26 protein-coding genes are annotated in these 22561 nt (G+C 61.9%); 10 read left to right on the forward strand and 16 right to left on the reverse strand.

Annotation, left to right across the window (positions count from 1 at the left end; genetic code table 11):
- The coding region (locus TR61_RS12910) for a type III pantothenate kinase (protein WP_157440910.1) at positions 1-400 on the forward strand (400 nt) is incomplete at its 5' end.
- 3 nt (positions 401-403) lie between these two features.
- The gene (locus TR61_RS12915) at positions 404-2071 is read left to right on the forward strand and encodes a ribonuclease J (protein ID WP_050930496.1); all 1668 of its coding nucleotides are present in this window, start codon (positions 404-406) and stop codon (positions 2069-2071) included.
- Here the strand turns inward: TR61_RS12915 and TR61_RS12920 are convergent.
- The 4 genes from TR61_RS12920 to TR61_RS12935 form a co-directional block, all read right to left on the reverse strand.
- A complete protein-coding gene (locus TR61_RS12920) occupies positions 2068-2292 on the reverse strand; it encodes a tautomerase family protein (protein ID WP_050930497.1) in 225 nt (74 codons plus the stop codon). The two genes, TR61_RS12915 and TR61_RS12920, sit on opposite strands and share 4 nt — an antisense overlap.
- 62 nt (positions 2293-2354) lie before the next feature.
- Positions 2355-3761 (reverse strand): DEAD/DEAH box helicase, encoded by a 1407-nt coding sequence (locus TR61_RS12925; protein ID WP_050930498.1) that lies wholly within the window; start codon positions 3759-3761, stop codon positions 2355-2357.
- 179 nt (positions 3762-3940) lie between these two features.
- Entirely contained in the window at positions 3941-4870 is a 930-nt protein-coding gene (locus TR61_RS12930; protein ID WP_050930499.1) for a glycosyltransferase family 2 protein, read from the reverse strand.
- Between the two features lie 19 nt (positions 4871-4889).
- Positions 4890-6497: a peptide chain release factor 3 gene (locus TR61_RS12935; RefSeq protein WP_050930500.1), complete on the reverse strand. Its 1608-nt coding sequence runs from the start codon at positions 6495-6497 to the stop codon at positions 4890-4892.
- Between the two features lie 268 nt (positions 6498-6765).
- Here TR61_RS12935 and TR61_RS12940 point away from each other — a divergent pair, with 268 nt between their 5' ends.
- Both TR61_RS12940 and TR61_RS12945 read left to right on the forward strand, forming a co-directional pair.
- On the forward strand, positions 6766-7032 hold the full coding sequence (locus TR61_RS12940) for a BrnA antitoxin family protein (protein WP_050930501.1): 267 nt from the start codon (positions 6766-6768) through the stop codon (positions 7030-7032).
- A gap of 65 nt (positions 7033-7097) precedes the next feature.
- Positions 7098-7463 (forward strand): nuclear transport factor 2 family protein, encoded by a 366-nt coding sequence (locus tag TR61_RS12945; RefSeq protein WP_050930502.1) that lies wholly within the window; start codon positions 7098-7100, stop codon positions 7461-7463.
- 15 nt (positions 7464-7478) lie between these two features.
- On the opposite strand, the gene TR61_RS12950 is transcribed toward TR61_RS12945, so the two are convergent.
- Positions 7479-8489 (reverse strand): Hint domain-containing protein, encoded by a 1011-nt coding sequence (locus tag TR61_RS12950; protein WP_050930503.1) that lies wholly within the window; start codon positions 8487-8489, stop codon positions 7479-7481.
- A 168-nt stretch (positions 8490-8657) separates the two neighbouring features.
- On the opposite strand from TR61_RS12950, the gene TR61_RS12955 reads away from it, so the two are divergent.
- The gene (locus TR61_RS12955) at positions 8658-9437 is read left to right on the forward strand and encodes an SDR family oxidoreductase (protein ID WP_050930504.1); all 780 of its coding nucleotides are present in this window, start codon (positions 8658-8660) and stop codon (positions 9435-9437) included.
- 77 nt (positions 9438-9514) lie between these two features.
- Positions 9515-10609, forward strand: a complete 1095-nt coding sequence (locus TR61_RS12960) for an ABC transporter ATP-binding protein (RefSeq protein WP_050930505.1) — start codon at positions 9515-9517, stop codon at positions 10607-10609.
- A 46-nt stretch (positions 10610-10655) separates the two neighbouring features.
- On the opposite strand, the gene TR61_RS12965 is transcribed toward TR61_RS12960, so the two are convergent.
- Positions 10656-11333 (reverse strand): helix-turn-helix transcriptional regulator, encoded by a 678-nt coding sequence (locus tag TR61_RS12965; RefSeq protein ID WP_050930506.1) that lies wholly within the window; start codon positions 11331-11333, stop codon positions 10656-10658.
- A 1-nt stretch (position 11334) separates the two neighbouring features.
- The gene (locus tag TR61_RS12970) at positions 11335-11637 is read right to left on the reverse strand and encodes a hypothetical protein (protein WP_050930532.1); all 303 of its coding nucleotides are present in this window, start codon (positions 11635-11637) and stop codon (positions 11335-11337) included.
- Positions 11638-11860: 223 nt separating this feature from the next.
- Between TR61_RS12970 and TR61_RS12975 the strand changes: the two genes are divergently transcribed.
- The 4 genes from TR61_RS12975 to TR61_RS12990 are packed head-to-tail and all read left to right on the forward strand — an operon-like array spanning position 11861 to position 14282.
- The gene (locus TR61_RS12975) at positions 11861-12079 is read left to right on the forward strand and encodes a twin-arginine translocase TatA/TatE family subunit (protein ID WP_050930507.1); all 219 of its coding nucleotides are present in this window, start codon (positions 11861-11863) and stop codon (positions 12077-12079) included.
- A 3-nt stretch (positions 12080-12082) separates the two neighbouring features.
- A complete protein-coding gene (gene tatB, locus TR61_RS12980; protein WP_050930508.1) occupies positions 12083-12559 on the forward strand; it encodes a Sec-independent protein translocase protein TatB in 477 nt (158 codons plus the stop codon).
- Entirely contained in the window at positions 12556-13446 is an 891-nt protein-coding gene (gene tatC, locus TR61_RS12985) for a twin-arginine translocase subunit TatC (protein WP_050930509.1), read from the forward strand. The genes tatB and tatC overlap by 4 nt, the downstream gene beginning before the upstream one ends.
- Positions 13447-13484: 38 nt before the next feature.
- Positions 13485-14282, forward strand: coding sequence for an ATP-binding protein (locus tag TR61_RS12990; protein WP_157440911.1), 798 nt, complete (start codon positions 13485-13487; stop codon positions 14280-14282).
- A gap of 75 nt (positions 14283-14357) precedes the next feature.
- Here TR61_RS12990 and TR61_RS12995 read toward each other — a convergent pair whose 3' ends face one another.
- The 9 genes from TR61_RS12995 to radA all read right to left on the reverse strand — a co-directional run bounded on the left by TR61_RS12995 (position 14358) and on the right by radA (position 22443).
- Complete coding sequence (locus tag TR61_RS12995; protein ID WP_050930511.1) at positions 14358-15512, reverse strand: peptidoglycan DD-metalloendopeptidase family protein; 1155 nt, start codon at positions 15510-15512, stop codon at positions 14358-14360.
- A 54-nt stretch (positions 15513-15566) separates the two neighbouring features.
- Positions 15567-16214 carry a protein-L-isoaspartate(D-aspartate) O-methyltransferase gene (locus tag TR61_RS13000; RefSeq protein ID WP_050930512.1) on the reverse strand — a complete coding sequence of 216 codons (648 nt, stop codon included), beginning with the start codon at positions 16212-16214 and terminating at the stop codon, positions 15567-15569.
- Positions 16211-16993 carry a 5'/3'-nucleotidase SurE gene (gene surE, locus TR61_RS13005; protein WP_050930533.1) on the reverse strand — a complete coding sequence of 261 codons (783 nt, stop codon included), beginning with the start codon at positions 16991-16993 and terminating at the stop codon, positions 16211-16213. The genes TR61_RS13000 and surE overlap by 4 nt, the downstream gene beginning before the upstream one ends.
- A 136-nt stretch (positions 16994-17129) precedes the next feature.
- Positions 17130-17771 (reverse strand): SDR family NAD(P)-dependent oxidoreductase, encoded by a 642-nt coding sequence (locus TR61_RS13010; protein WP_050930513.1) that lies wholly within the window; start codon positions 17769-17771, stop codon positions 17130-17132.
- Positions 17772-17812: 41 nt separating this feature from the next.
- Positions 17813-18073, reverse strand: coding sequence for a hypothetical protein (locus tag TR61_RS13015; protein ID WP_050930514.1), 261 nt, complete (start codon positions 18071-18073; stop codon positions 17813-17815).
- A 159-nt stretch (positions 18074-18232) separates the two neighbouring features.
- Positions 18233-18859, reverse strand: a complete 627-nt coding sequence (locus tag TR61_RS13020; RefSeq protein ID WP_050930515.1) for a hypothetical protein — start codon at positions 18857-18859, stop codon at positions 18233-18235.
- Positions 18860-18863: 4 nt separating this feature from the next.
- Positions 18864-20348 carry an amidophosphoribosyltransferase gene (gene purF / locus TR61_RS13025; RefSeq protein WP_050930534.1) on the reverse strand — a complete coding sequence of 495 codons (1485 nt, stop codon included), beginning with the start codon at positions 20346-20348 and terminating at the stop codon, positions 18864-18866.
- Positions 20349-20491: 143 nt separating this feature from the next.
- Entirely contained in the window at positions 20492-21046 is a 555-nt protein-coding gene (locus tag TR61_RS13030; protein ID WP_050930516.1) for a CvpA family protein, read from the reverse strand.
- Positions 21047-21078: 32 nt separating this feature from the next.
- Positions 21079-22443 carry a DNA repair protein RadA gene (gene radA, locus TR61_RS13035; protein ID WP_050930517.1) on the reverse strand — a complete coding sequence of 455 codons (1365 nt, stop codon included), beginning with the start codon at positions 22441-22443 and terminating at the stop codon, positions 21079-21081.
- Positions 22444-22561 lie beyond the last annotated feature (118 nt).

Genomic DNA, 22561 nt, shown 5'->3' on the forward strand with positions numbered 1-22561 from the left:
GATCGTGGTGGATTTCGGCACCGCAACCACCTTTGACGTGGTCGATACCGATGGGGCCTATATCGGTGGGCTGATCTCGCCCGGTGTGAACCTCAGCCTAGAGGCGCTGCATATGGCGGCCGCCGCCTTGCCGCATATCGACATCTCGAAACCTCAGCGGGTCGTGGGCACCAACACGGTGGCCTGCATGCAATCGGGCGTGTTCTGGGGCTATGTCGGGCTGGTCAAGGAAAGCTGCGCACGGATCAAGGCCGAACTGGCTCGGCCCATGCGCGTTGTCGGCACCGGAGGGCTGGCCCCGTTGTTTGCCGAGACGGAAGAGCTATTTGACGTATTGGAAGATGATTTGACGATGCATGGGCTGACGGTGATCCATGCGTTCAACAAGGAAAACGGATAAGCGATGAGCAGTGAGAGATTGATTTACCTGCCCCTTGGCGGGGCGGGTGAAATTGGCATGAACGCCTATGTCTATGGCTATGGCGCACCGGATGAAGAACGGTTGATCCTTGTCGATCTGGGCGTGGCTTTTCCGGATATGGACGGCTCACCCGGAGTCGATCTGATCCTGCCCGATATCACTTGGCTGAAGGAACGCGCCGACCGGCTTGAGGCGGTCTTCATCACTCATGCTCACGAAGATCACGTGGGCGCTGTCGCTCATTGCTATGAAGCCCTGGGCGCGCCCATCTATGCGCGCGCCTTCACCGCCAATATCGCGCGTCGCAAGATGGAAGAACAGGGCCATCCCGAAGATGCAGTTCAAACCGCAAGCGCCTGGCCGGAAACGATAAAGGCCGGGCCGTTCACCGTTGGGTTCCTGCCGATTTCGCATTCTGTTCCCGAAAGCTCGGGCCTGGTGATCGACAGCCCCGAAGGCCGGGTGGTGCATTCGGGCGATTTCAAGCTGGACCCGACACCGGGTGTGGGCGAACTTTTTGACCCCGACCTGTGGGCCGAGGTGGCCAAGCCCGGCGTGCGCGCGCTGATCTGCGATTCGACCAATGTGTTTTCCACCCACCCGGGCCGGTCGGAATCGGAACTGGGGCCAGAGATCCAGAAGCTGGTTGCCGGCGCCACGGGAATGGTGGTGGCGACCACATTTGCATCGAACGTTGCGCGTCTTAAGACACTGGCCGAAGCCGGCGAACGGGCAGGCCGCTCCATCGTGCTTTTGGGCCGTGCGATGCGACGGATGATCGAAGCCGCGATTGAAACCGGCGTGCTGGCCGATTTCCCGAAAGTCGTCAGCCCGGAAGAGGCGCAGGACATCCCGCGCGCGAATCTGATGCTGCTGGTCACCGGATCGCAGGGGGAGCGGCGCGCGGCCTCCGCCCAGCTGGCGCGGGGGAAATATATGGGGTTGGAGTTGGCCGAGGGCGATTTGTTCCTGTTCTCTTCCAAGACCATTCCGGGCAATGAACGCGGCGTGATCCGGATCATCAACCAGCTTTCCGAAAAGGGCGTGGATGTGGTCGATGATTCATCCGGGCGCTACCACGTATCGGGTCATGCCAACCGCCCCGATCTGGAACGTATGCAAGAGATCGTCAAACCCCAGATCGTGATTCCGATGCATGGCGAACACCGCCACCTGCGCGAACATGCAAAGCTGAGCGAAAAGAACGGTTTGCAATCCGTTGTTGCGGTGAATGGCATGATGATCGACCTCAGCGGGAACGCCCCCACTGTGGCCGAATATATCGAGACCGGCCGCACCTATCTGGACGGGTCGGTGCAGATCGGGGCGCTGGACGGGATCGTGCGTGACCGCATTCGCATGGCGCTGAACGGGCATGTGATCGTGACGGTCATCCTGGACGAGGAAGATGAACCGCTGGGCGAGCCGTGGTGCGATCTGAAAGGCCTGGCCGAGACCGGAACGTCAAATGCGCCGCTGGTCGAGGTCATGGAAGAAGACCTGCATCAATTCCTGATGCGCGCGGGCAACAAGACGCTGCGCGATGACGATGCGTTGGAAGAGGGGCTGAAGCGCATCGCGCGACAGACCTGCATGGCCGAAATCGGAAAAAAGCCCGAAGTCACGGTGGTAATCAGCCGGATGCGCTAACTGTCTCGTGCGGCCTTCATGCGCTGGCCGTCTTCGGTGTGCAGAACATTGCCGCCCCATCCCCAGGACCCGCTTTTGACTTCGTGAATACGCACGGATGTGCCCCGTTCGATTTCAGGTCCTGCGACAGTGCCGAAAGCGGCGGTCACGCGGGTGATGATCTGGGCCTTTTCCTCGTCCGAGAAGACCCCTTCAAGAACCTGAATATCAATTGACGGCATGAAGCGACCCTTTGCGTTTGTGAAAACAGACGCAGGTTAGCAGATAGCCATGTTTGGGCCAATTACCCCGTGCGACGCTCGTCAAAACTGAGCGCGATGAAGCCTGGCATATGATCGCCCATGCCAACAACCTTGTTGTCGTCCTGGCGATCGCCACGGCGGCCACGGCGTTGTTTTTGCGGCTTTTCTTCGGAGGTCTCCGGCTGCGCCTCGGCCTTTTCCGCGGCCTTCGGTTTGTCCTGATCGGCCTCTTTGCGGGTTCGCGTGCGGCGCTCGCGCTTGGGCTTTTCCTGGGTATCGTCCTCTGCCACGGCGTCCGATTTCAGCGGGTTCTCGATGCGCGGGATCTCTTTCTGGATCAACGCTTCAACCGCGTCGAAATTCTTTTCATCGCGCGGGTTACAAATCATGATCGCCTTGCCTTCGCGCCCGGCGCGGCCCGTGCGGCCGATGCGGTGGATATAATCCTCGGCATGGCTGGGGACGTCGAAATTGAACACATGGCTCACCGCCGGGATATCCAGCCCACGCGCCGCCACGTCCGAGGCCACCAGCAGACGGATCTCGCCCGACCGGAACCCGTCGAGGGTTTTTGTCCGTTGGCTCTGGTCCAGATCTCCGTGGATCGGGGCTGCGTTATATCCGTATTTTTTCAGGGATTTGGCGACGATATCCACATCCGTCTTGCGGTTGCAGAAGATGATCGCGTTTGTGCATTTCTCGCCCTCGGCGTCGATCAGGGCACGCAGCAACTTGCGCTTTTCGCTGTCCGCGCGGTCGCGACGCGAGCCTTTGAACATCACCACGGCCTGCTCAATTGTCTCAGACGCGGTGGCTTGGCGCGCAACCTCGATCCGTTCGGGGTTTGACAGGAAGGTGTTGGTGATCCGCTCGATCTCCGGCGCCATGGTGGCGGAGAAGAACAGCGTTTGCCGCGTGAAGGGCGTGAGGCCGAAAATCCGTTCAATATCAGGAATAAAGCCCATATCGAGCATGCGGTCGGCTTCATCGACCACCATGACTTTCACATCCGACAGGATCAGCTTGCCCCGTTCGAAATGATCCAGCAGACGCCCCGGCGTGGCGATCAGAACGTCGACGCCCTTGTCGATCAGGGCATCCTGTTCCTTGAAGCTGACGCCACCGATCAGCAATGCCTTGGTCAGCTTGAGATATTTTGAATAGGTGTCAAAGTTCTCTGCCACCTGGGCAGCCAGTTCACGTGTCGGGCACAGCACGAGGCTGCGCGGCATGCGCGCACGGGCGCGGCCTCGCGCCAGAAGCGTGATCATCGGCAGCGTGAAGCTGGCCGTCTTGCCGGTGCCCGTCTGGGCGATGCCCAGCACGTCGCGGCCTTCCAATGCGGGGGGAATGGCACCCGCCTGAATGGGGGTGGGGGTTTCATAGCCGGCCTCGGCAACGGCTTTCAAAACCTTCGGGTTCAGATTCAGATCTGCAAACTTTGTCATATGTATCCGTTTTCGCGGACACTGACTTGGCCCGCACGTCTGTTCAGCCTGGCCCGTATGGCCTGCGCGACCTGCGCATCTCTGGCTGAGGGGCAGATAGCACTCAGGCCTCGCAGGGTCAAATACTGCCGCTGCGGCATGTCGCCGGAGCCCTGAATGGTGCCGAAGCTGCAACAATATCAGGCGTATTCGGGGAAATGCTCACGCAGATGTGTGTCCAGCGCCAGATCGACCCGGCGCAGAAGGCCATGCGCGTCCAGCGCCTGCGTCAGGCGGGGGGTCGCTGCGCAGACCTCGTCAAAGAAGGCGCGCAGGCCCGCGTCGCCGTCTTCGGCGGCGATCTGCTGGAAAAGCTCGTGCAGCGTGAGGCCGCCCTTGTCGCGTGGCCGTTCCGGTGCAAGCTCGGCCCGATAAGAGCCCTTTTCCAGCCGGAAGCGGAAGGTGGCAAGGAACTGGTCCCAGCTTTTGGCATGGGCATGGGCCAGGTCGATGCCGTCAAGTTCGGGCATATCCTCGATCATCTTGTCATCTATCAACGCGTTATGGATGCGCAGCTTCAGATCGGGATGCCCGGTGCGGACAAAGATCTTGCCAGCCAGATGGCTGAGAAAGCCTGCTTTCAGATAGGGCCCGTAGGTGGGATAGATCGCTTCGGTCAGGCGATGGCGTTTGGCGCCAGCGGGCATGAAGGCCTTGAAGAGCGTCGGATCGCCCGAAAGCTGCTCCATCGGGCGGATGCGAGCGCATTGGGTGTTGTCGGAAAGCCCTCCTAAAATCTCATCAATTGAATGGGTTGTGACCAGAAATTCATCCGCATCCATATGAATCAGCCAATCCACCTTGGCCAGCCTGCGATAGCAATGCGTGGCGTTGCGCGACTGGCGCACCTGGTGTTTGACGGGGCGGCGACCACGTTTTTCCCACCAGGTGTCATCGGTGAGGATCGGCGTAATTTGTGGATGATCGTTTAACGCAACGAACGCGGCCTCATTCGCGTCATCAAGATAGATATAGATGCGATGCGCACCCTGGCTGAGATGGTAGGCGGCAAAGCGGAGCGTGTCGCGAACCGGCGCCTTGATGGTGGAGACGATGCCCCAGGTGGTCATGTGGTCTGTTCCCTTCGGTTCAGACCATCATTTCCTTGGTTGCGCTGAGCGTCAATTCGGGAAAATCGCGTTCGATGCGGTCGATATCCCATTGCAGCCGTGTCAGATAGACGATGTCGCCATCATGGTCGTAGGCGATGTGCTGCTTGTTGGCATTCACAAACTTATCAATGGCTTGCTTGTCACCTTTCACCCAACGGGCCGAGGTGAATTGAGACGACTCAAAGCGCACCGGCAGACCATATTCCAGCTCAATCCGGGAGGCGAGCACTTCGAATTGCAGCGCGCCCACGACGCCCACGACAAAGCCCGACCCGATGGAGGGCTTGAAGACTTTGGCCGCGCCTTCTTCGGCAAATTGCATCAGCGCCTTTTCCAGATGCTTGGCTTTCAGCGGATCGCCGGCACGGACGCCTTGCAGCAATTCGGGCGCGAAGGAGGGGATACCAGTAACACGCAAAGCTTCCCCTTCGGTTAACGTATCGCCGATACGCAGCTGGCCATGGTTGGGAATGCCGATGATGTCGCCGGCCCAGGCCTCGTCGGCAAGCTCTCGGTCTGAGGCCAAAAACAGCACAGGGTTTGAGATGGCCATGGGTTTCTTGGTGCGCACATGGGTCAGTTTCATGCCGCGTTTGAAGTGGCCGGACGCCATGCGGACAAAGGCCACGCGGTCCCGGTGCTTGGGGTCCATATTGGCCTGTACCTTGAAGACAAAGCCGGAAACCTTTGTTTCTTCGGGCATAATCTGCCTGGGCTCAGCTGTCTGGATCTGCGGTTCTGGGCCGTAGGTGCCGATGCCGTCCATCAGTTCCTTGACCCCGAAGGAGTTGATGGCCGAGCCGAACCAGATGGGCGTCATCGTCCCTTCGAGGACGGCCTTGCGGTCGAGCGTGGGGAGGAGTTCGCGCGCCATCTCAAGCTCTTCCTTCAGCTGCTCCAGCTGGGCGGCGGGGACGTGTTCGGCCAGTTTTGGATCGTCCAAGCCGTTGATTTCAATGGTTTCCGCCACGCGGTTGCGGTCGGCGCGGTCCATCAGTTCCAGTCGGTCGCGCAGGATGTCATAGCAGCCGATGAAATCGCGCCCCATGCCGATGGGCCAGGAGGCGGGGGTGACGTCGATGGCCAGGTTTTCCTGGATCTCGTCAATGATCTCGAACGTGTCGCGGCTTTCGCGGTCCATCTTGTTGCAGAAGGTCAGGATGGGCAGGTCGCGCAGGCGGCAGACCTCGAAGAGTTTCTGGGTCTGGCTTTCCACGCCTTTCGCGCCGTCGATCACCATCACGGCGGCGTCCACGGCAGTCAGCGTGCGATAGGTGTCTTCGGAGAAATCCGAGTGGCCGGGTGTGTCGACCAGATTGAAGCGGAACTCTTTGAAATCAAACGACATTGCCGAGGCGGAGACCGAGATGCCGCGGTCTTTTTCCATCGCCATGAAATCCGAGCGTGTCCGCCGCGCTTCGCCCTTGGCGCGCACCTGTCCGGCCATCTGGATCGCGCCACCGAAGAGCAGGAATTTTTCGGTCAGCGTGGTCTTGCCCGCATCGGGGTGCGAGATGATGGCAAAGGTGCGCCGCCGGGCGATTTCGGCGGGCAATTCGGGGCGATTTCGGGCTGCGTCTAACATGAGCGCGCGTATAGGTCAGACTTAATCAAAGGGCAAGAAATTGGCGGTATGACATCCGTGCACAACCTGTGCACCGCACGTGCACCGCGCGTAGGCCATCGCAGTCGTTATGCTTTTTGGAGGAGGATCGGGAAAAAGCACGCAATAGGTGGAACAGATGACCCGGAAAATCGCGCACGGAAAACACATGGCCCAATCGCTGGAAGCGCTGCAGTTGTAGCTGTCTCTGAAATGAATCGATCAGAGCCTGCCGGAGGATTGGAACGCGTTGGATTACCTCCATCCGCTGGAGCCTGCGAAAACGCGGGTGACGCTGCGGCTGGATGCGGACATGGTGCGGTGGTTTCGCAAGATGGGCCCGGGATATCAGGCGCGGATGAACCTGATCCTGCGCATTTATTGGACGGCCTTATTGTCGGGCAACAATCACTCCCGGTTCCAGGATGACACCTTGCTTCGGTTCCATGCGGCGGCACGGGAGATGCTGGCGCAGCACTCGACGCTGATGAAAGAAGCGCGCAACAGTCAGTTGTGATTTTGAGATTCCGCGATTTTGTGGCATGATGAGAACATATCATGAACATATTGGAGGAATGCGCTATGGATCTCAAAGTTGTTGCGAACGCTCTGGTCGCCGGATGCCGCGAAGGGCGGGAGGTTGAAAACCTGGGCAAGCTTTATGCGTCGGATGCCGTGTCTGTCGAGGCGGCTGAACAGGGGATGCCGCGCGAGGCCAAGGGGCTGGACGCGATCCGGGCCAAGCATGAATGGTGGGGAAACGCGATGGAGGTGACCGGTGCCCAGGTGAGCGATCCGATGCTGCATGGGGATGACCGTTTTGCGGTGATCTTTGAGGTGCAGGGGAAGGTGAAGGACAGCGGCGAAACCTTCGACATGAAAGAAATCGGCGTCTACCACGTGACTGACGGCAAGATTACCCGCGAAGAGTTCTTTTATACCGTATAAACACGCGCGGCTGTCTTAACGCGTCGAGGCGCGGCGCAGGATGTCGATTGCGTCCGGCCGGTCGAGCAGCGCTTGCTGGACATCAATCCCGTGGTGACCGGAACGGGCGTGGCCAGGCATCACTTCGGTCAGTTTTTCCAGCAGCTCTGGCGGCAGAGAGGGTCTGGTGCGCGGGTCGACCAGCATGGATTCCGCCGCGATCCCTTCGGCATAGATGATGTGGTGCCGATCGAATAGGATCTGAAAATACTCGACGAACCCGCCCGACGCAATGCGGACGGTGTCGCCATTCACCAGGTGGCGCGCCTTGACCATGAGTTCGGCCTGACCTGCGCCGATCCGGTCCTGGCGCTGATAGACGAACAGCCTGTGATCGGGGCTGACCACCAGGTCATGGGCGTTGTTGAGCGCGCCCGCCTCGATCACCACGGGGGCCATGTCGCCCTGCGCGCGAACGGTCGACGCTCCGATCCAGCGGATTTCCTGTGCACCGTCATCGCGGGTCAGGACGCGGTCGCCGACTTGCAGATCTTCGATCAGGCGCTGTTCGCCCGTGGACAGGGTGATATGCGTGCCACGGGTGAAATAGACGCAGGCCACGCGGGCAAAGCAGGCGCGCGCTCCGTCGGGGTTGACGCCCACCAGCGCATATTCCACGCGTGGCTGCAATTCGGAGAGCGACAGCAGGTAAAGCCCCGCGATGCTGTCGGTTTCATCCAGTTCAACGATGACCACTGCATCCTGGGTTTGCCCGTCCGGTGACATGAAGGTCAGCGCGCAATCCAGATGAAGCCGCGCGCCCGGATGGCCCAGCCCGGTGTCTTCGGCCACGTGGAAGCCGCCATCGACATCGGCCTGCAGCGACAGCCGGCCGCGCAGCGCGCCGGGTTCCAGCATGTAGTAATCGTTCAGTTCAAGCTCTTCATGCCAGGAGATCCCGTCGCCCAGATTGGCGCCCGCCGAGACGCGAAAGCACGCGGCCGGGTAGACCTGCACAGATTGAATGGGGGTGGTCCGATCGGACATCCGGATCCTCTTGAACTTGCCTTCGATGCGGCGTGGCCGCTTTGACATGAAGAGTTAGGGTAGAATTGTGGCAAGAGCGGGTCAACGGACGGGTGTTTTGCTGGCAATTCGGGCAGCCGCAGTGATAGGGAGTTTTCAGGCAAAATCAGTGTCATGGGAGTGAGAGAGATGGATCTGGGGATATCGGGAAAACGTGCTTTGGTCTGTGCATCCAGCAAGGGCCTGGGCTTTGGCTGCGCCGAGGCTTTGGCGGCAGCGGGCGTCAACCTCGTGATGAACGCGCGCGGGGCGGAGGCGCTGGAGGCCGCGGCGGCCAAGCTGCGCGACGCCCATGGGGTCGACGTGGCTACTGTGGCCGCAGATATCACCAGCGAAGAGGGCCGCGCGGCGGTGCTGGAGGCGGCAGGCCAGGTGGATATCCTTGTGACCAATGCGGGTGGCCCGCCGCCGGGCATGTGGCATGACTGGTCGCGCGATGATTTCATCGCAGCACTCGATGCCAATATGCTGACACCCATCGCGCTGATGCAGGCGGTTCTGCCCGGCATGATGGAGCGCGGCTGGGGTCGGGTGGTCAATATCACCAGCCAGTCGGTCAAGGCGCCGATCCCGCAGCTGGGCCTGTCGAACGCGGCGCGCACGGGGCTTACGGGATTTGTGGCGGGCACCGCGCGGCAGGTGGCGCCCAGCGGCGTAACAATCAACAACCTGTTGCCGGGCATCCACGCAACCGACCGGGCCGAGGCGCTGGATGGACCCGTCGCAAAGGCCGAAGGGATCACGATCGAAGAGGCGCAGGCGCGGCGGGCATCCACGATCCCCGCGCGGCGCTATGGCACCTCGGAAGAGTTCGGCGCGACCTGTGCGTTCCTGTGTTCGCAGCATGCGGGCTTTATCGTGGGCCAGAACATCCTGCTGGACGGGGGTGGGGTGAACGCGACGCTCTGACCGCGCGGAGAGCCTTGCGCGGGGAAGCGTGGGTTGATAACCGATGGTTTTAATCGGGAAATCAATACGAGGCCCGCGTGCAGGCATCCACCCCTCCAAATGCGACCCCCCGGCTTGAGGTGCGCAATCTGGTCCGGCGTTTCGACGACCGGGCGGTGGTGAATGATGTCTCGCTGAGCATCATGCCGGGGCAGGTGACCTGCCTGCTGGGCCCTTCGGGCTGCGGGAAATCCACCACGCTGCGGATGATTGCCGGGGTGGAAATGCAGGATTCGGGCGAGATCTATGTGGATGGCAAGCTGATCTGCGACACGATCACCCGCGTGCCGCCCGAGCGGCGCGAGATCGGGCTGATGTTTCAGGATTTCGCCCTGTTTCCGCATCTGAGCGTGGCTGACAATGTAGCTTTCGGTCTGAAAGGCCCGCGCGAGCAGAAGCGTGCGCGGGTGGAGGAGCTGTTGCGGCAGGTGGATCTGATCCGCTTCATTGACGGCTATCCGCATCAGCTGTCAGGCGGGGAACAGCAGCGCGTGGCTTTGGCGCGCGCGCTGGCGCCGCGGCCCCGGATCATGCTGATGGACGAGCCGTTCTCGGGGCTGGACAACCGGCTGCGCGACGGGATCCGGGACGACACGCTGGATCTGCTGAAGGCCGAAGATACCGCCGTTCTGCTGGTCACCCATGAGCCGGAAGAGGCTATGCGCATGGCCGATGAGATCGCGCTGATGCGGGATGGGGTGATCGTGCAGCGGGGCGCACCTTATAACGTCTATACCCGTCCCCTGGATCATGCGGCGGTGGCTTTTTTCAGCGATACCAATGTGTTGCGGGCCACAGTTGAAGGCGCACTGGCGATGACGCCCTTTGGCCGGTTCCTTGCGCCCGGCGTGCCTGATCTCACAGAGGTGGAGATCGTGTTCCGTCCACAGCATGTGAGGATTGATTTTGACCGGGGCGGCAAGGGCCCGGCCCCCACGCCCACCGAGGGCGCCCCTGCTCGCGGCGTGGTGGAGCGGTCGCGCTTTATGGGCAATGAAAGCCTTGTGGAGTTCCGCATGGATTTTGACGGATCGATGATCAAGGTGACGGTGCCGGGGGTGTTTCTGCCCAAGCCGGGAAAGGTCATGTGGCTGACGATCCGCCGGGACAAGTGTTTCGTGTTCCCGGCTTGAGCGGGTGCGATGGGTATTTTTAGCCAGAAAGAAGCAGGGCTACGATTTAGGCTGGCTGACGTGCCATGTAATCCGCGAGGGATTTGCCGGGCTCATCCGTGAAAAGCTCGGGCAGGGCGGTGGCCTCTTCAATCAGGTCGACGCGGAAGACGCGGAAATCGTCGCGCAACTCGCACCAGGCGGTGAGCGTCCAGACGCGGCCCCAATATTCCATATGCAGTGGGCGGATGGTGCGCTGGGTCAGGGTGCCGTCGATCCGCCGGTAAGACAGCGCGAGTTTCTGCCGCGTTTTGATTGCGGCACGCAACGCGGGCATATGGGCAAAACCGCGCGCGGCATCGGCAAAGGGGTAGACCGCGAATTTCCACGCATCGGCTTCGGCGATGGTTTGGGTGGGCAGCACCGCGTCGATCTTATCGGCCAAGGTGAGGGCGGCACGTTTCAGATCGGGGTCGGCGGCTTCGGACACGATGGCGATGCCGAGGTTGAGGGCCTCAAGCTCTTCTGTGGTCAGCGTCAGCGGGGGCAGGGTGATCGCCTCGCGCACCATGTATCCCATGCCGCGTTCGCCTTCGACGGGAATGCCCGAGGCGACAAGCGTGTCCATGTCGCGGTAGATGGTGCGCACCGACACCTCAAGACGGTCGGCGATGTCCTGCGCGCGGTGCAGTTTGCCGTCGCGCAGGATGCCGATGATGTCAAAGAGGCGGTCGGTGCGGCGCATATCACTCCATCTGAAGGTGTAAGGTGGCGTGGCGCATCGTGACGCTTGGCCCATCGATCATGGCGATGAAGGCTTGCGCCTCGGGCGCCGTGCCGATCCGAGCGGCGGCGCGTTGGGCGTCCTCCAAGCTGTTCCAGAGGATATGGCCGGTCCAGAGCCCGTCCGCGTCCTGGCTGAGGGTGCGTTGCGCCATGCCGCCGGTTTCGTGCAGGAACCCTTTCATCGCGGCGGCAGCCTGATGGACATCGCCTGCGGAGTGCTGCGGGTGCGTGCGAAAGGTCACGATTTCTACGGTTTTGGTCATGTTGATCTCCCATCTGTGTGATGGGGCCTGTTTGGCAGGGTGCAACTGACATAAACCTGTCAGTTGGTTTCGCCAAGTGCGAAAATTCGCGGAATTTTCCTGATCGGGGTCGCGGAAAATCATTGTGGAGGGTTTTCGCGCCACCCTGTCCCACAGTAGGCCTAGGCCAAAGGGAACTGACGCGCAGGATGCCTTGCGCACAACATTCGTGAGGAGAGACCCAATGTTGAACAATATCGGCCTTCCCGGCCTTCTGCTGATCGCTGTTGTCGTTCTGGTCCTGTTTGGCCGCGGCAAGATTTCGTCGCTGATGGGTGAGGTGGGCAAAGGCATCACCGCGTTCAAGAAAGGCGTGAAGGACGGTACCGAAGAGCTGGAAGCGCAGGCGGCAGAGGACGCAAAGGACGTCACCCCCGAGGCGACCGACAAAGACAAGGTCTGATCCATGTTTGACCTCGGCTGGACCGAGTTGCTGGTCATCGGGATCGTGGCGTTGATCGTCGTGGGGCCCAAGGACCTTCCGGTTCTTTTCCGCAATATCGGCAAGTTCGTTGGCAAGATGCGCGGCATGGCGCGGGAGTTTTCGCGCGCGATGAACGATGCCGCCGACGAGGCCGGCGTGAATGACATCGCCAAAGGTCTTAAGACGGCGAGCAGCCCGGTGGGCAGCGCCATGGACGGGGTCAAAAGCGCGGCGAAAGATCTGACATCGTCGCTGGACCCCACCAAGTTCGATCCCGAGAGCGAAACCGGCAAGCTGGCCGCTGATCGGGCTGAGAAGGCGCGCAAGATCCAGGCCGCCACCGCGCGGGCCGCCGCAGAGCGCAAGGCGCGCGAGGCGCAGGAAGCGCTGGCCAAGGCCGAGGAATACGAGGCGCAGCTGGCCAAGGATGCGCCTGAGAGCTCTGAAAGCAAGACATGACGCAAACCGAAGATATGGACGACACCTCTGCCCCGCTGATCGAGCATCTGGCGGAGTTGCGCACACGGCTCATTCGCTGTGTGCTGTATTTTCTGGTGGGCATGGTGATCTGTTTCACCGTTGCCACGCCGATCTTCAATTTCCTGACCGCGCCGCTGTGTCAGGTGCTGGCCCAGCGGGGGCAGGATTGCGACCTGATCTTCATCAGTCCGCAGGAAGGCTTCTTCGTGGCGATCAAGGTGTCGCTGCTGGGTGGCTTTATCCTGGGCTTTCCCTTCATCGCCCACCAGCTGTGGCGGTTCGTGGCACCGGGCCTCTACAAGTCGGAAAAAGGGGCGTTTCTGCCCTTCCTGATCGCGTCGCCCTTCATGTTTTTCCTGGGCGCGGCCTTCGCTTTCTATGTGGTCACGCCGCTTGCCTATGATTTCTTTCTTGGCTTCCAGCAATTCGGGGCCGAAGGCGAGGCGGTCGTCGGCGAAGAAGTGGCACAGGGCCTGTCGGTGGTGTTCCAGGGCTCGGCCCAGGAATATCTGAACCTGACGATCAAATTCATCGTGGCCTTTGGCATGTGCTTCCAGCTGCCCGTGTTGCTGACGCTGATGGGCAAGGCCGGGCTGGTCAGCGCGGCGGGCCTGAAATCGGTGCGCAAATATGCGGTGGTGGGCATTCTGGTGCTGGCCGCGCTGGTGACACCGCCGGATGTGATCACGCAGATCATCCTGTTTGTCGTGGTCTACGGGCTGTACGAAGTGTCGATCCAGCTGGTGCGGCGTGTGGAGAAAAAACGCGAGAAAGAGCTGCGCGCCCAGGGGCTGTGGTTCGATGAAGACGAGTTGGAAGCCGAATTCGACGAGGCCGACGCCGAAGACGGAGAGCGCGACCGGTGAGTGAGCCTTTGGAACGGATTGCGGCGGCGCTGGAGCGGATGTCTCCCGCGCCGCTGGAGGCCCTGGATTTCGCGGGCGCCTCGGCCTTTGTCTGGCATGTGGACCCGGATCGGCTGAGCCCGGTGAACAAGGTCAACCGGGTGGATCTGTCGCTTTTGGTCGGGGTGGATCGCTCCCGCGACACTCTGTTGGAAAACACCCGGCGGTTTGCGCAAGGATATGGTGCGAACAACGCCCTATTGTGGGGCGCGCGGGGCATGGGAAAATCCAGCCTTGTCAAGGCGGTGCATGGCGTGCTTCATGCGGATTTTCCGGATCTCAAGATCGTCGAGTTGCAACGCGAAGACCTGCCATCGGTGGCGCGTCTGCTGAACCTGTTGCGCGGTGCGCCCTATCGCTTTGTGCTTTTCTGCGATGATCTGTCCTTTTCCCATGACGACCAGCATTACAAAAGCCTCAAAGCCGTTCTGGATGGCGGGATCGAAGGGCGGCCCGACAACGTGGTCTTCTATGCCACATCGAACCGACGCCACCTGATGCCGCGCGACATGATCGAGAATGAGCGCCAGTCTGGCATCAACCCGTCCGAGGCGGTGGAAGAGAAGGTCTCGCTCTCCGACCGTTTCGGGCTGTGGCTGGGATTCCACCCCTGTTCGCAGGACGAGTTTCTGTCGATGATCGACGGATATTGCGCGGCCTATGGCGTCAAGGTGGATCCGGAAAGTCTGCGTGCCGATGCGATCGAATGGCAGGCCACGCGCGGGGCACGGTCGGGCCGGGTCGCCTGGCAGTTCTTTGTCGATCTGGCCGGGCGGCACGGTGTGTCGGTCAGCTGAACCGGCTCTTCTTCTCTTTCCAAATACCGGCGGGGGAGTCCCGCAGGGACGGGGGCAGCGCCCCCAAACCCCGGTCTAATTCAGATACGGTGTCGGATCGACAGAATCGAAGCCCTCGCGCACTTCGAAATGCACATAGGCATCGTCGCCCCCGCGCAGCTTGGCAATCTGCTGTCCGCGTTTGACAGTGTCGCCCTTCTTGACGCGGATCGCATCCACATTGGCATAGACGGTCAGAACATTGTCGGGATGGCGGACGACCACGATGGGCACCTGGTCGGCGCTGGAGGTGATGGCGGCCACGGTGCCATCGGCGGCAGCTTTCACCGGCGCGCCGGCGGCGGCGGCGATGTCGATGCCGTCGTTGCGGCCGGGGGCATAGTCACGGATGATCTTCCCGTCCACCGGCATGGCCATGGCCGCGTTGCTGCTGCGGGTGGGCGTGCCCACACTGACCGGCGCGGGTTTCCGGGCCGTCGCCACCGGGGCCACCGTTTCGCGCGGAAGCGGCGTTGAGGCGCTGGGCGGGGTCGGTGTGGGCGAACCCTGGCCAGGCGCCGTCACGCCGCTGCTGGCCGCTGCCGTGCGCACTGGCGGGGCGGCGGCATTGGCCACGGGGATCAACAGGTATTGCCCTTCGCGGATGGCGAAATCGGGGCCCAGCCCGTTCCATTCGGCCAGGGCGCGCACCGGCACCTGGTAAAGCCGTGCGATGGAAAAGGCGGTTTCCCCGCGTGCAACCTTGTGGCGGATGGGTTCGCCCGGTGTGTCGGATCGCGGCGCGGGGCTTTCCAGAGTGGTTGTGGTCACACGCGGCGTGCTGGGGCTGCTGTCGATGGCGTTGCCGGCCAGCGTGGTGATGTCGATCGCGCCCGGCGTGCCGGGGGCGGGTTCGGCCACGCGGCCAGGCAGGGCAAGGATTTCCCCGTCGCGCAGCGGCACATCCGGCGCAAGCCCGTTGAACCGTGCCAGGGTCGCCGGGTCACTGCCGATGCGGCGGGCCACGCTGGTAACCGTATCGCCCCTGCGCGCGACGGCCACCTGGTAATTGGGATAGGAAATGATGCCGCGCGCATCCGGTGCCGGGCGATTGGCGGTCACGTTCTGCACCGCCTGGGCGGTGGAAAACGCGCCCACATTGCCGCGCAGGTCGAAATCCAGGGGTTCGGTACAGCCCGCCAGCGCAAGGCAGGCTGCCGTCAGGGCCGCAGACCGTTTGGGCAGGGGCATCTCGATATCCTCAGGCTTTCCCCATGTTCTCCGGGGATTTGCGTTCACATCTACTCAATTCTCGCGGCTGAGCCCTTCGAGAAGGGGCACGAACCGCACCGGGCGAAGCTCGTCATATTCAAGCCCGTCTTCGGACTTGCGCACGCGGATCAGCGTTTGCACCGCATCCGACTGGCCCACCGGCACCACCATGATACCCCCGATTTTCAACTGCGCCAAGAGCGGGCCTGGAGGGTCTTCGGCGGCGGCGGTCACGATGATGCGGTCAAAGGGGGCCTGCTCGGGCAAACCGAAGGATCCGTCGCCCGTCACGGCGGTCACATTGGTCAGATCCAGCGCCTCGAAAATTTCGCGCGCCTCGTGTACGAGACGGCGGTGGCGGTCGATCGTATAGACGCGGCGCGCCAATTTCGAAAGGATCGCGGCCTGATAGCCCGAGCCTGTGCCCACCTCCAAAACCTTGTCTCGCGGGCTGATTTGCAGGGCTTGCGTCATCAGACCCACGACAGAGGGCTGGGAAATCGTCTGGCCGCAATTGATCGGCAGCGGCATGTCCTCATAGGCGCGTTCGGCAAAGAGGCCGCGGATAAAAGGGCCTCGGTCGATCTCTTCCATGGCCGAGAGAACGCGCGCGTCGGTCACGCCTTTGGACCGCAGCGCATAGAGAAACTGCATTTTGGTCTCAGGCGAAGGTCCGCTCATTCGATGACTTTCAGCGCGTCCAGAACCGAATGATCGGTCAGATCGGCCCGCATCGGCGTGACCGAGATATAGCCCTCAAGGTTTACCGCCGCATCTGTGCCGGGATGGGTGGGTTGTTGCTGCGGCGCGCCTGTGACCCAGAGGAACCGGCGGCCCGAGGGCGCGGTCACAGGTTGCACGCCAAAGCCCATGTCGCGGCGGAAGCCCTGGGGGGCGACCCTGATGCCTTTGACATCCTCAGGCGGGACGGGGGGGAAATTCACGTTGTAGAACAGACGGTAATCGTCGGATCTGGGCATGTCGGCGTTCAGGATCTTGCGGATCACGTCAGCGCCGTGCCTTCGGGAGGCGCCGAAGGGATCGGGCAGGTTTGCTACGGCCGGCCCATAATATTGCGACATGGCGATGGCGGTGAAGCCCTGCAGCGCCCCTTCCATCGCGCCGCCCAGCGTGCCGGAGTACAGCGCGTTTTCGGCGGAGTTATTGCCCCGGTTCACACCCGACAGGATCAGGTCGGGCGGCGCATCTGTCATCACATCATGGATGGCGGCCAGCACGCAATCGGCGGGGGAGCCTTCAGCGGCCCAGCGGCGTTCGCCCATCTGGGCGATCATCATCGGGTGGGTATAGCTGATGCAGTGGGCCACGCCCGATTGTTCGAAGGCGGGGGCGACGACCCAGACCTCTCCCTCGGGGCCAGCGATGTTGCGCGCAATCTCTTCCAGCACCGCAAGCCCCGGCGCATTGATGCCGTCGTCATTTGTCACCAGGATCCGCATAGCCTGCCCCCAACCGTTTTGGCTTTGATAGACGGGCAGCCATGGCAGGGCAAGCATTGCAGCACAGCAACCCGGCTGCTGCTTCTTTCTGGCCCCAAATACCCCGCGCAGCCTGCGCCAAGCATCAGACGTTGGGTTAAAGCAAAGACAACAGCCGCTGCGCTTCCTGATCCGCCAGAGTGAGAGTGTCACGCGCCTCGCCCGGGAAGAACCTTGCGCGCGTGGCGGTCGGCATGGGCTTTGGCTCCAGGATGTGAACCTTGGGGCCGGTGCGTTGCGTTTCCGCCGCCCAGCTTTGGGCCAGCGAGATCTGGGCCGCCTTGGTGGCACCGTAGGCTCCGTAGAACTGACCGCCGCGGGCGGTGGCGTCGTCAAAGAACACGGCCTGACCCGTATCGCCCAGAAGCGGCGCGATGAAGGGGATTAGGACCGAAACCGCATTGGCGTTGATGTCGACGGATTTTTTCCAGTCCTTCGCGTCGATATGGTTGGCCGGGCTCAGAGGGGCGGCATGGATCGCCGCATGTACCCAAAGATCAAGACGCCCCCAGCGGTCATGGATGCCCCGGCACAGCGTCGCCATAGCGTCGGTGTTGGTGATATCCATCGGTGCCAGAGTGGCCGAACCGCCCTTGGCCTGGATCCGGTCATCCAGTTCCTCAAGCGCGCCTGTGGTGCGGGCGACGGCGATAATATGATGGGTGTCGGCCAAGGCTTCGGCCATGGCAGCGCCCAGGCCGCGCGAGGCGCCGATGATCAATGCGGTTTTGTCAGTCATGGGTGCAGGTCATGGCCCGAGCGCTGGGCCGGGTCAAGCCCCTAGCCCTGCGGCATTTGCAGTATGCTCTGGCGGCCATTGCGGCTCATCAACAGGCGTTCGGGTTCGATCGCGTCGATGCGGTTGCCGCGCAGGGAGTCGCCCACGGTGACCTTTTCGATGCGGCCATTGGGGAACCGCACGAGGGCGCGCGGCAAAGCTTCGGTGCCCATCGTGCCGATAAGCGACAGGTTGTGAGTGTCGAGCGCTCCGTCTTTTGTTGCGAGACTTTGCACTTTGGGATTGGTCGGGTCTTCAGCCATGGGGATCACTATGAATTTTCTGCGTTGCAGCGACGGGCGGTATCACGCCATTCCGGCGAAGGAAAGGGCGCATGGGATGCGCGCCGTGAGGTCATCGGCAAGGCTTTGCCTGCGCCCGGCGCGTCCTTGCAGACCGATGAAAATGTGATCGCGGGAGGCCTAGTCTGGCAGGAAATCCAAACGGTTCATGTGCCGCGCCCATGTGCTCAGCGTGTCTTCAGAGACGGGCCAGGCGCTGGCGTCATCGGCATCGAAGACCCCGCAGCGATGATCCAACCTGAGTATTGCGGTGGTGTCGCCGCGGCGGATGGAGCAGATGACATAGATGCGCGGGGCCGGGATGGGCTTGTCCTGCGATCCGGGGTGCAGTTCGATGCGCAGCGTGCGATCGTCCGAGCGCAGAAGCGTTCTGAGGCGGCTGTTTTGCGTGGTCACAAACGGGTCGGTTTTGTCACCAGGGTCAAATGCGTTCCTGGCAAAGGGGTGGATGACCTCGACCTCATATTTGCTGTGGTAATCATTGGGATCGTTGTCGCGTGGAAAGATCGCAAAACGCGACCTGACCTGCTGCGGGTTTTCGATCCAGGTGATGTGTATCGCGTTGTCGTGGACGCTGGGCGGGGGAAAAATGCCGCTGGTTTCATCCAGATCTGCGGATGTGCTCCAAGGGGGAATGGGAAAGCGGATCGTGATTTCGGGGCTCGGGCAGGCCCAGGTGATCATGTCGCCGTCAAGAGACGCCTTGTAATCCGCAAGATGCGGCGTGAGAGCGACAAGCGCGGACATGCGCCTATTCGGCGGCTTTCAACTCAAAACCCTGCTCGATCATATCGGCCGGTTTCACCGGATACTCGCCCGAGAAACAGGCATCGCAATATTGCGGCGCGTCCGGGTTACGACCCTGCGATTGGCCCACGGCGCGATAAAGACCGTCCAGCGAGATGAATTTCAGGCTATCCACGGCCAGATGATCGCGCATTTCCTCTTCGCTCATCGTGGCAGCAAGGAGCTTTTCGCGCTGCGGCGTGTCCACACCATAGAAACAGGGCCAGGCGGTGGGGGGCGATGCGATGCGGAAATGCACCTCTGCCGCACCGGCATCGAGGATCATTTCCTTGATCTTGCGCGAGGTGGTGCCACGCACGACCGAGTCGTCCACCAGAATGACCCGTTTGCCGTCGATCAGCGCACGGTTCACGTTCAGCTTCAGCCGGACACCCATGTTACGGATCTGTTCGGTGGGCTCGATAAAGGTGCGCCCGACATATTGGTTGCGGATGATGCCCATGCCGTAGGGGATACCCGACTGGCGCGCATAACCGATGGCGGCAGGGGTGCCAGAATCGGGCACCGGGCAGACCAGATCGGCCTCGACCGGGGCTTCCTTGGCCAGTTCCATGCCGATCGCCTCGCGGGTTTCATAAACCGACCGCCCGCCGATGATCGAATCGGGGCGCGAGAAATAGACATGTTCGAAAATGCAGAAGCGCGATTTGGCGCGGCGGAAGGGGAAATGGCTTTCCACGCCCTTGTCGTTGATCACGACCATCTCGCCCGGTTCGATCTCGCGCACGAATTTGGCGCCGATGATGTCGAGTGCGCAGGTTTCCGAACTCAGCACCCAGCCATCGCCCACCTGGCCCAGCACCAGCGGCCGCACGCCCAAAGGATCGCGCACGCCGATCAGCTTGGTGCGGGTCATGGCGACAACCGAAAACGCGCCTTCGACCTTTTTCAGCGCATCTTCCATCCGGTCGGGGATAGACCGGCCCATCGACCGCGCCATCAGGTGGATGATGCATTCGCTGTCCGAGGACGACTGGAAAATCGACCCGCGTTCGATCAGCTCGCGCCTCAGCGCGTTCGCATTGGTGATGTTGCCATTATGGGCAATGGCCGCGCCACCCATGGAAAACTCGCCAAAGAATGGCTGCACATCGCGGATCGCGGTCTGACCTTTCGATCCGGCGGTGGAGTAGCGCACATGCCCGATGGCCAGCGGGCCGGGCAGGGTTTCCATCACCGATTGCGAGGTGAAGTTGTCGCGCACATAGCCAAAACGGCGGGCCGAGTTGAAGCCGGCCTCCGGGTCATGCGAGACGATGCCGCCGGCTTCCTGACCGCGATGCTGCAGGGCATGCAGACCCAGCGCCACGAAATTGGCCGCATCCTTGACGCCGACAACGCCGAAGATACCGCATTCTTCCTTCAGTTTGTCTTCATCCGCGACATCCGGAAGGAAGGCGTCTGTATCGAAGGGGTGGGCGGGAAAGATCGTATCGGACAAGGGGCAGCTCCGAATCCGGGGAAGGGGGATACCCCCTGATTAAAAGGTCACGTCAGACATGTCACGAAACGATCACATTTCAAGGGCGCGGCAGATGCGCCCTGTTGCAGGACCGCACTGCGCAGGCCGCATCACTGCCCGCAAGCGCCCACCAAAGCCTCGTACTGACCGGTGATCCAGCCAAGGGCCGCTTGCGGATCCTGGTCTTCGATCTGTGCGGACAACTGGTCGAACACCACGGCCGAGCGGCTTTCATCCACCATGGTGAAACTTTGGCCTGTAATGACCACGTCATAGACGAAAAAGGCGATGGCAACCAAAAGGATGCCCCGCACCACGCCAAAGAGGAAACCCAGACCCTGATCCAGCCCCCCCAAGGCCGAGCGCTGCACGACAGAGGCGAAAAGCGGTGTGAACAGGCTGACCACGATCAGCGCCACGGCAAAAACGGCGGCAAAGGCGGTGATCATGCCCAATTCGCAGCTGTCGGAGATGAAATCGCCGATGACCGGGATTTCCTTGACCAGCGGTTCAAGCTGCGGGGCGAAGATGAAACCCAGGATCGCGGCGGCAATCCAGCCCGCGATGGCCAGCGTTTCGCGTACAAGCCCGCGCGAATAGGCCAGAAGCGCCGACAGAACGATGATCACGGCCACAATGCCGTCGATGATGGTAAAGCCTTCCATGTCGCGTGCTCGCCTCTCGCTTATGTTGATCGTCAGCCGGCTCCGAACACCTCACCGACAAAGCTTGTCAGATCGGCGGGGCGGGTAAGCCTGAGACCCTGATCCGAGCCCATCTTGCCCCCCGCGGGCGCGATGGCTCCTGAAAAACCAAGTTTTTGCGCCTCTTTCAACCTGTTTTCGGTCTGGGGGGCGGGACGTAATGCGCCCGACAGGCTGATTTCGCCGAAAACCACGGTATCGGCAGGCAGGGCGGCGTCTTCTCGCGCAGAAAGCAAGGCGGCCGCCACGGCCAGATCGGCGGCCGGTTCAGAGATCTTAAGCCCACCTGCCACGTTCAGATAAACGTCAAGGCCCGCGAAGGGGATGCCGCAGCGCGCCTCAAGCACGGCAAGGATCATCGCCAGACGCCCGCCATCCCATCCCACGACGGTGCGGCGGGGCTGGGAATGCGGGGTGGGGGCCACAAGGGCCTGCAGCTCCACCAGAACGGGGCGCGTGCCTTCGATGCCTGCGAACACGACCGATCCGGGGCTGGGTTCGCCGCGTTCGGACAAAAACAGGGCTGAGGGGTTCGTCACCTCATCGAGCCCGCGTCCCGTCATCTCGAACACGCCGATCTCATCAGCTGGGCCAAAGCGGTTTTTCACGCTGCGCAGGATGCGGAACTGATGCCCGCGTTCGCCTTCGAAATACAGCACCGTGTCAACCATATGTTCGACAACGCGGGGGCCCGCGATCTGGCCTTCCTTTGTGACATGGCCAACAAGGATCACCGAGGTGCCGCGCCTTTTGGCGAAAGAGGTCAGCTCATGCGCCGCCGCGCGCACCTGGCTGACAGATCCCGGCGCGCTGTCGACATTGTCGGCCCACATGGTCTGGATCGAATCGATGATGGCCAATTGCGGGCGTTCGGCCTCCAGAGTGGTGAGGATGTCGCGCAGATTGGTTTCCGTGGCCAGTTGCACCGGCGCGTCCGACAGCCCCAGCCTTTGAGCGCGCATGCGCACCTGGGCGGAGGCCTCCTCGCCCGAGATATAGACGGTTTTGAGCCCCGCCTGCGCGAAACGCGCGGCAGCCTGCAGCAGCAAAGTGGATTTCCCGATGCCCGGGTCACCACCGACCAAAATGGCGGAGGCCGGCACCAGACCGCCGCCCAGAACGCGGTCCAGTTCTCCCAACCCCGACACGGTTCGGGGCGGTGGCGTTTCAGCGGTCGCAAGATCCGAAAGCTGCAAGGCCGTGCCCCGCTTGCCGCCTAGCGATTTCGAGGCAGGACCAGCCGAAAGCGGCGCTTCTTCTGCGATGGTGTTCCACTCTCCGCAATTCTCGCAGCGGCCCGACCATTTCGTAAAGGACGCTGCGCAAGCGGAACAGGTAAATGTCTTGGATTTCGCCATACCGCTTCATGCCCCAACGCCCCGGGGTCAACAAGCCCCCTCGACCGTGGGCATGGCGCGCGCGCCTGTCTTCTTCTCTTTCCAAATACCGGCGGGGGAGGCCCGCAGGGCCGGGGGC

It is taken from the genome of Aestuariivita boseongensis, from assembly GCF_001262635.1.
Lineage (GTDB): Bacteria > Pseudomonadota > Alphaproteobacteria > Rhodobacterales > Rhodobacteraceae > Aestuariivita > Aestuariivita boseongensis.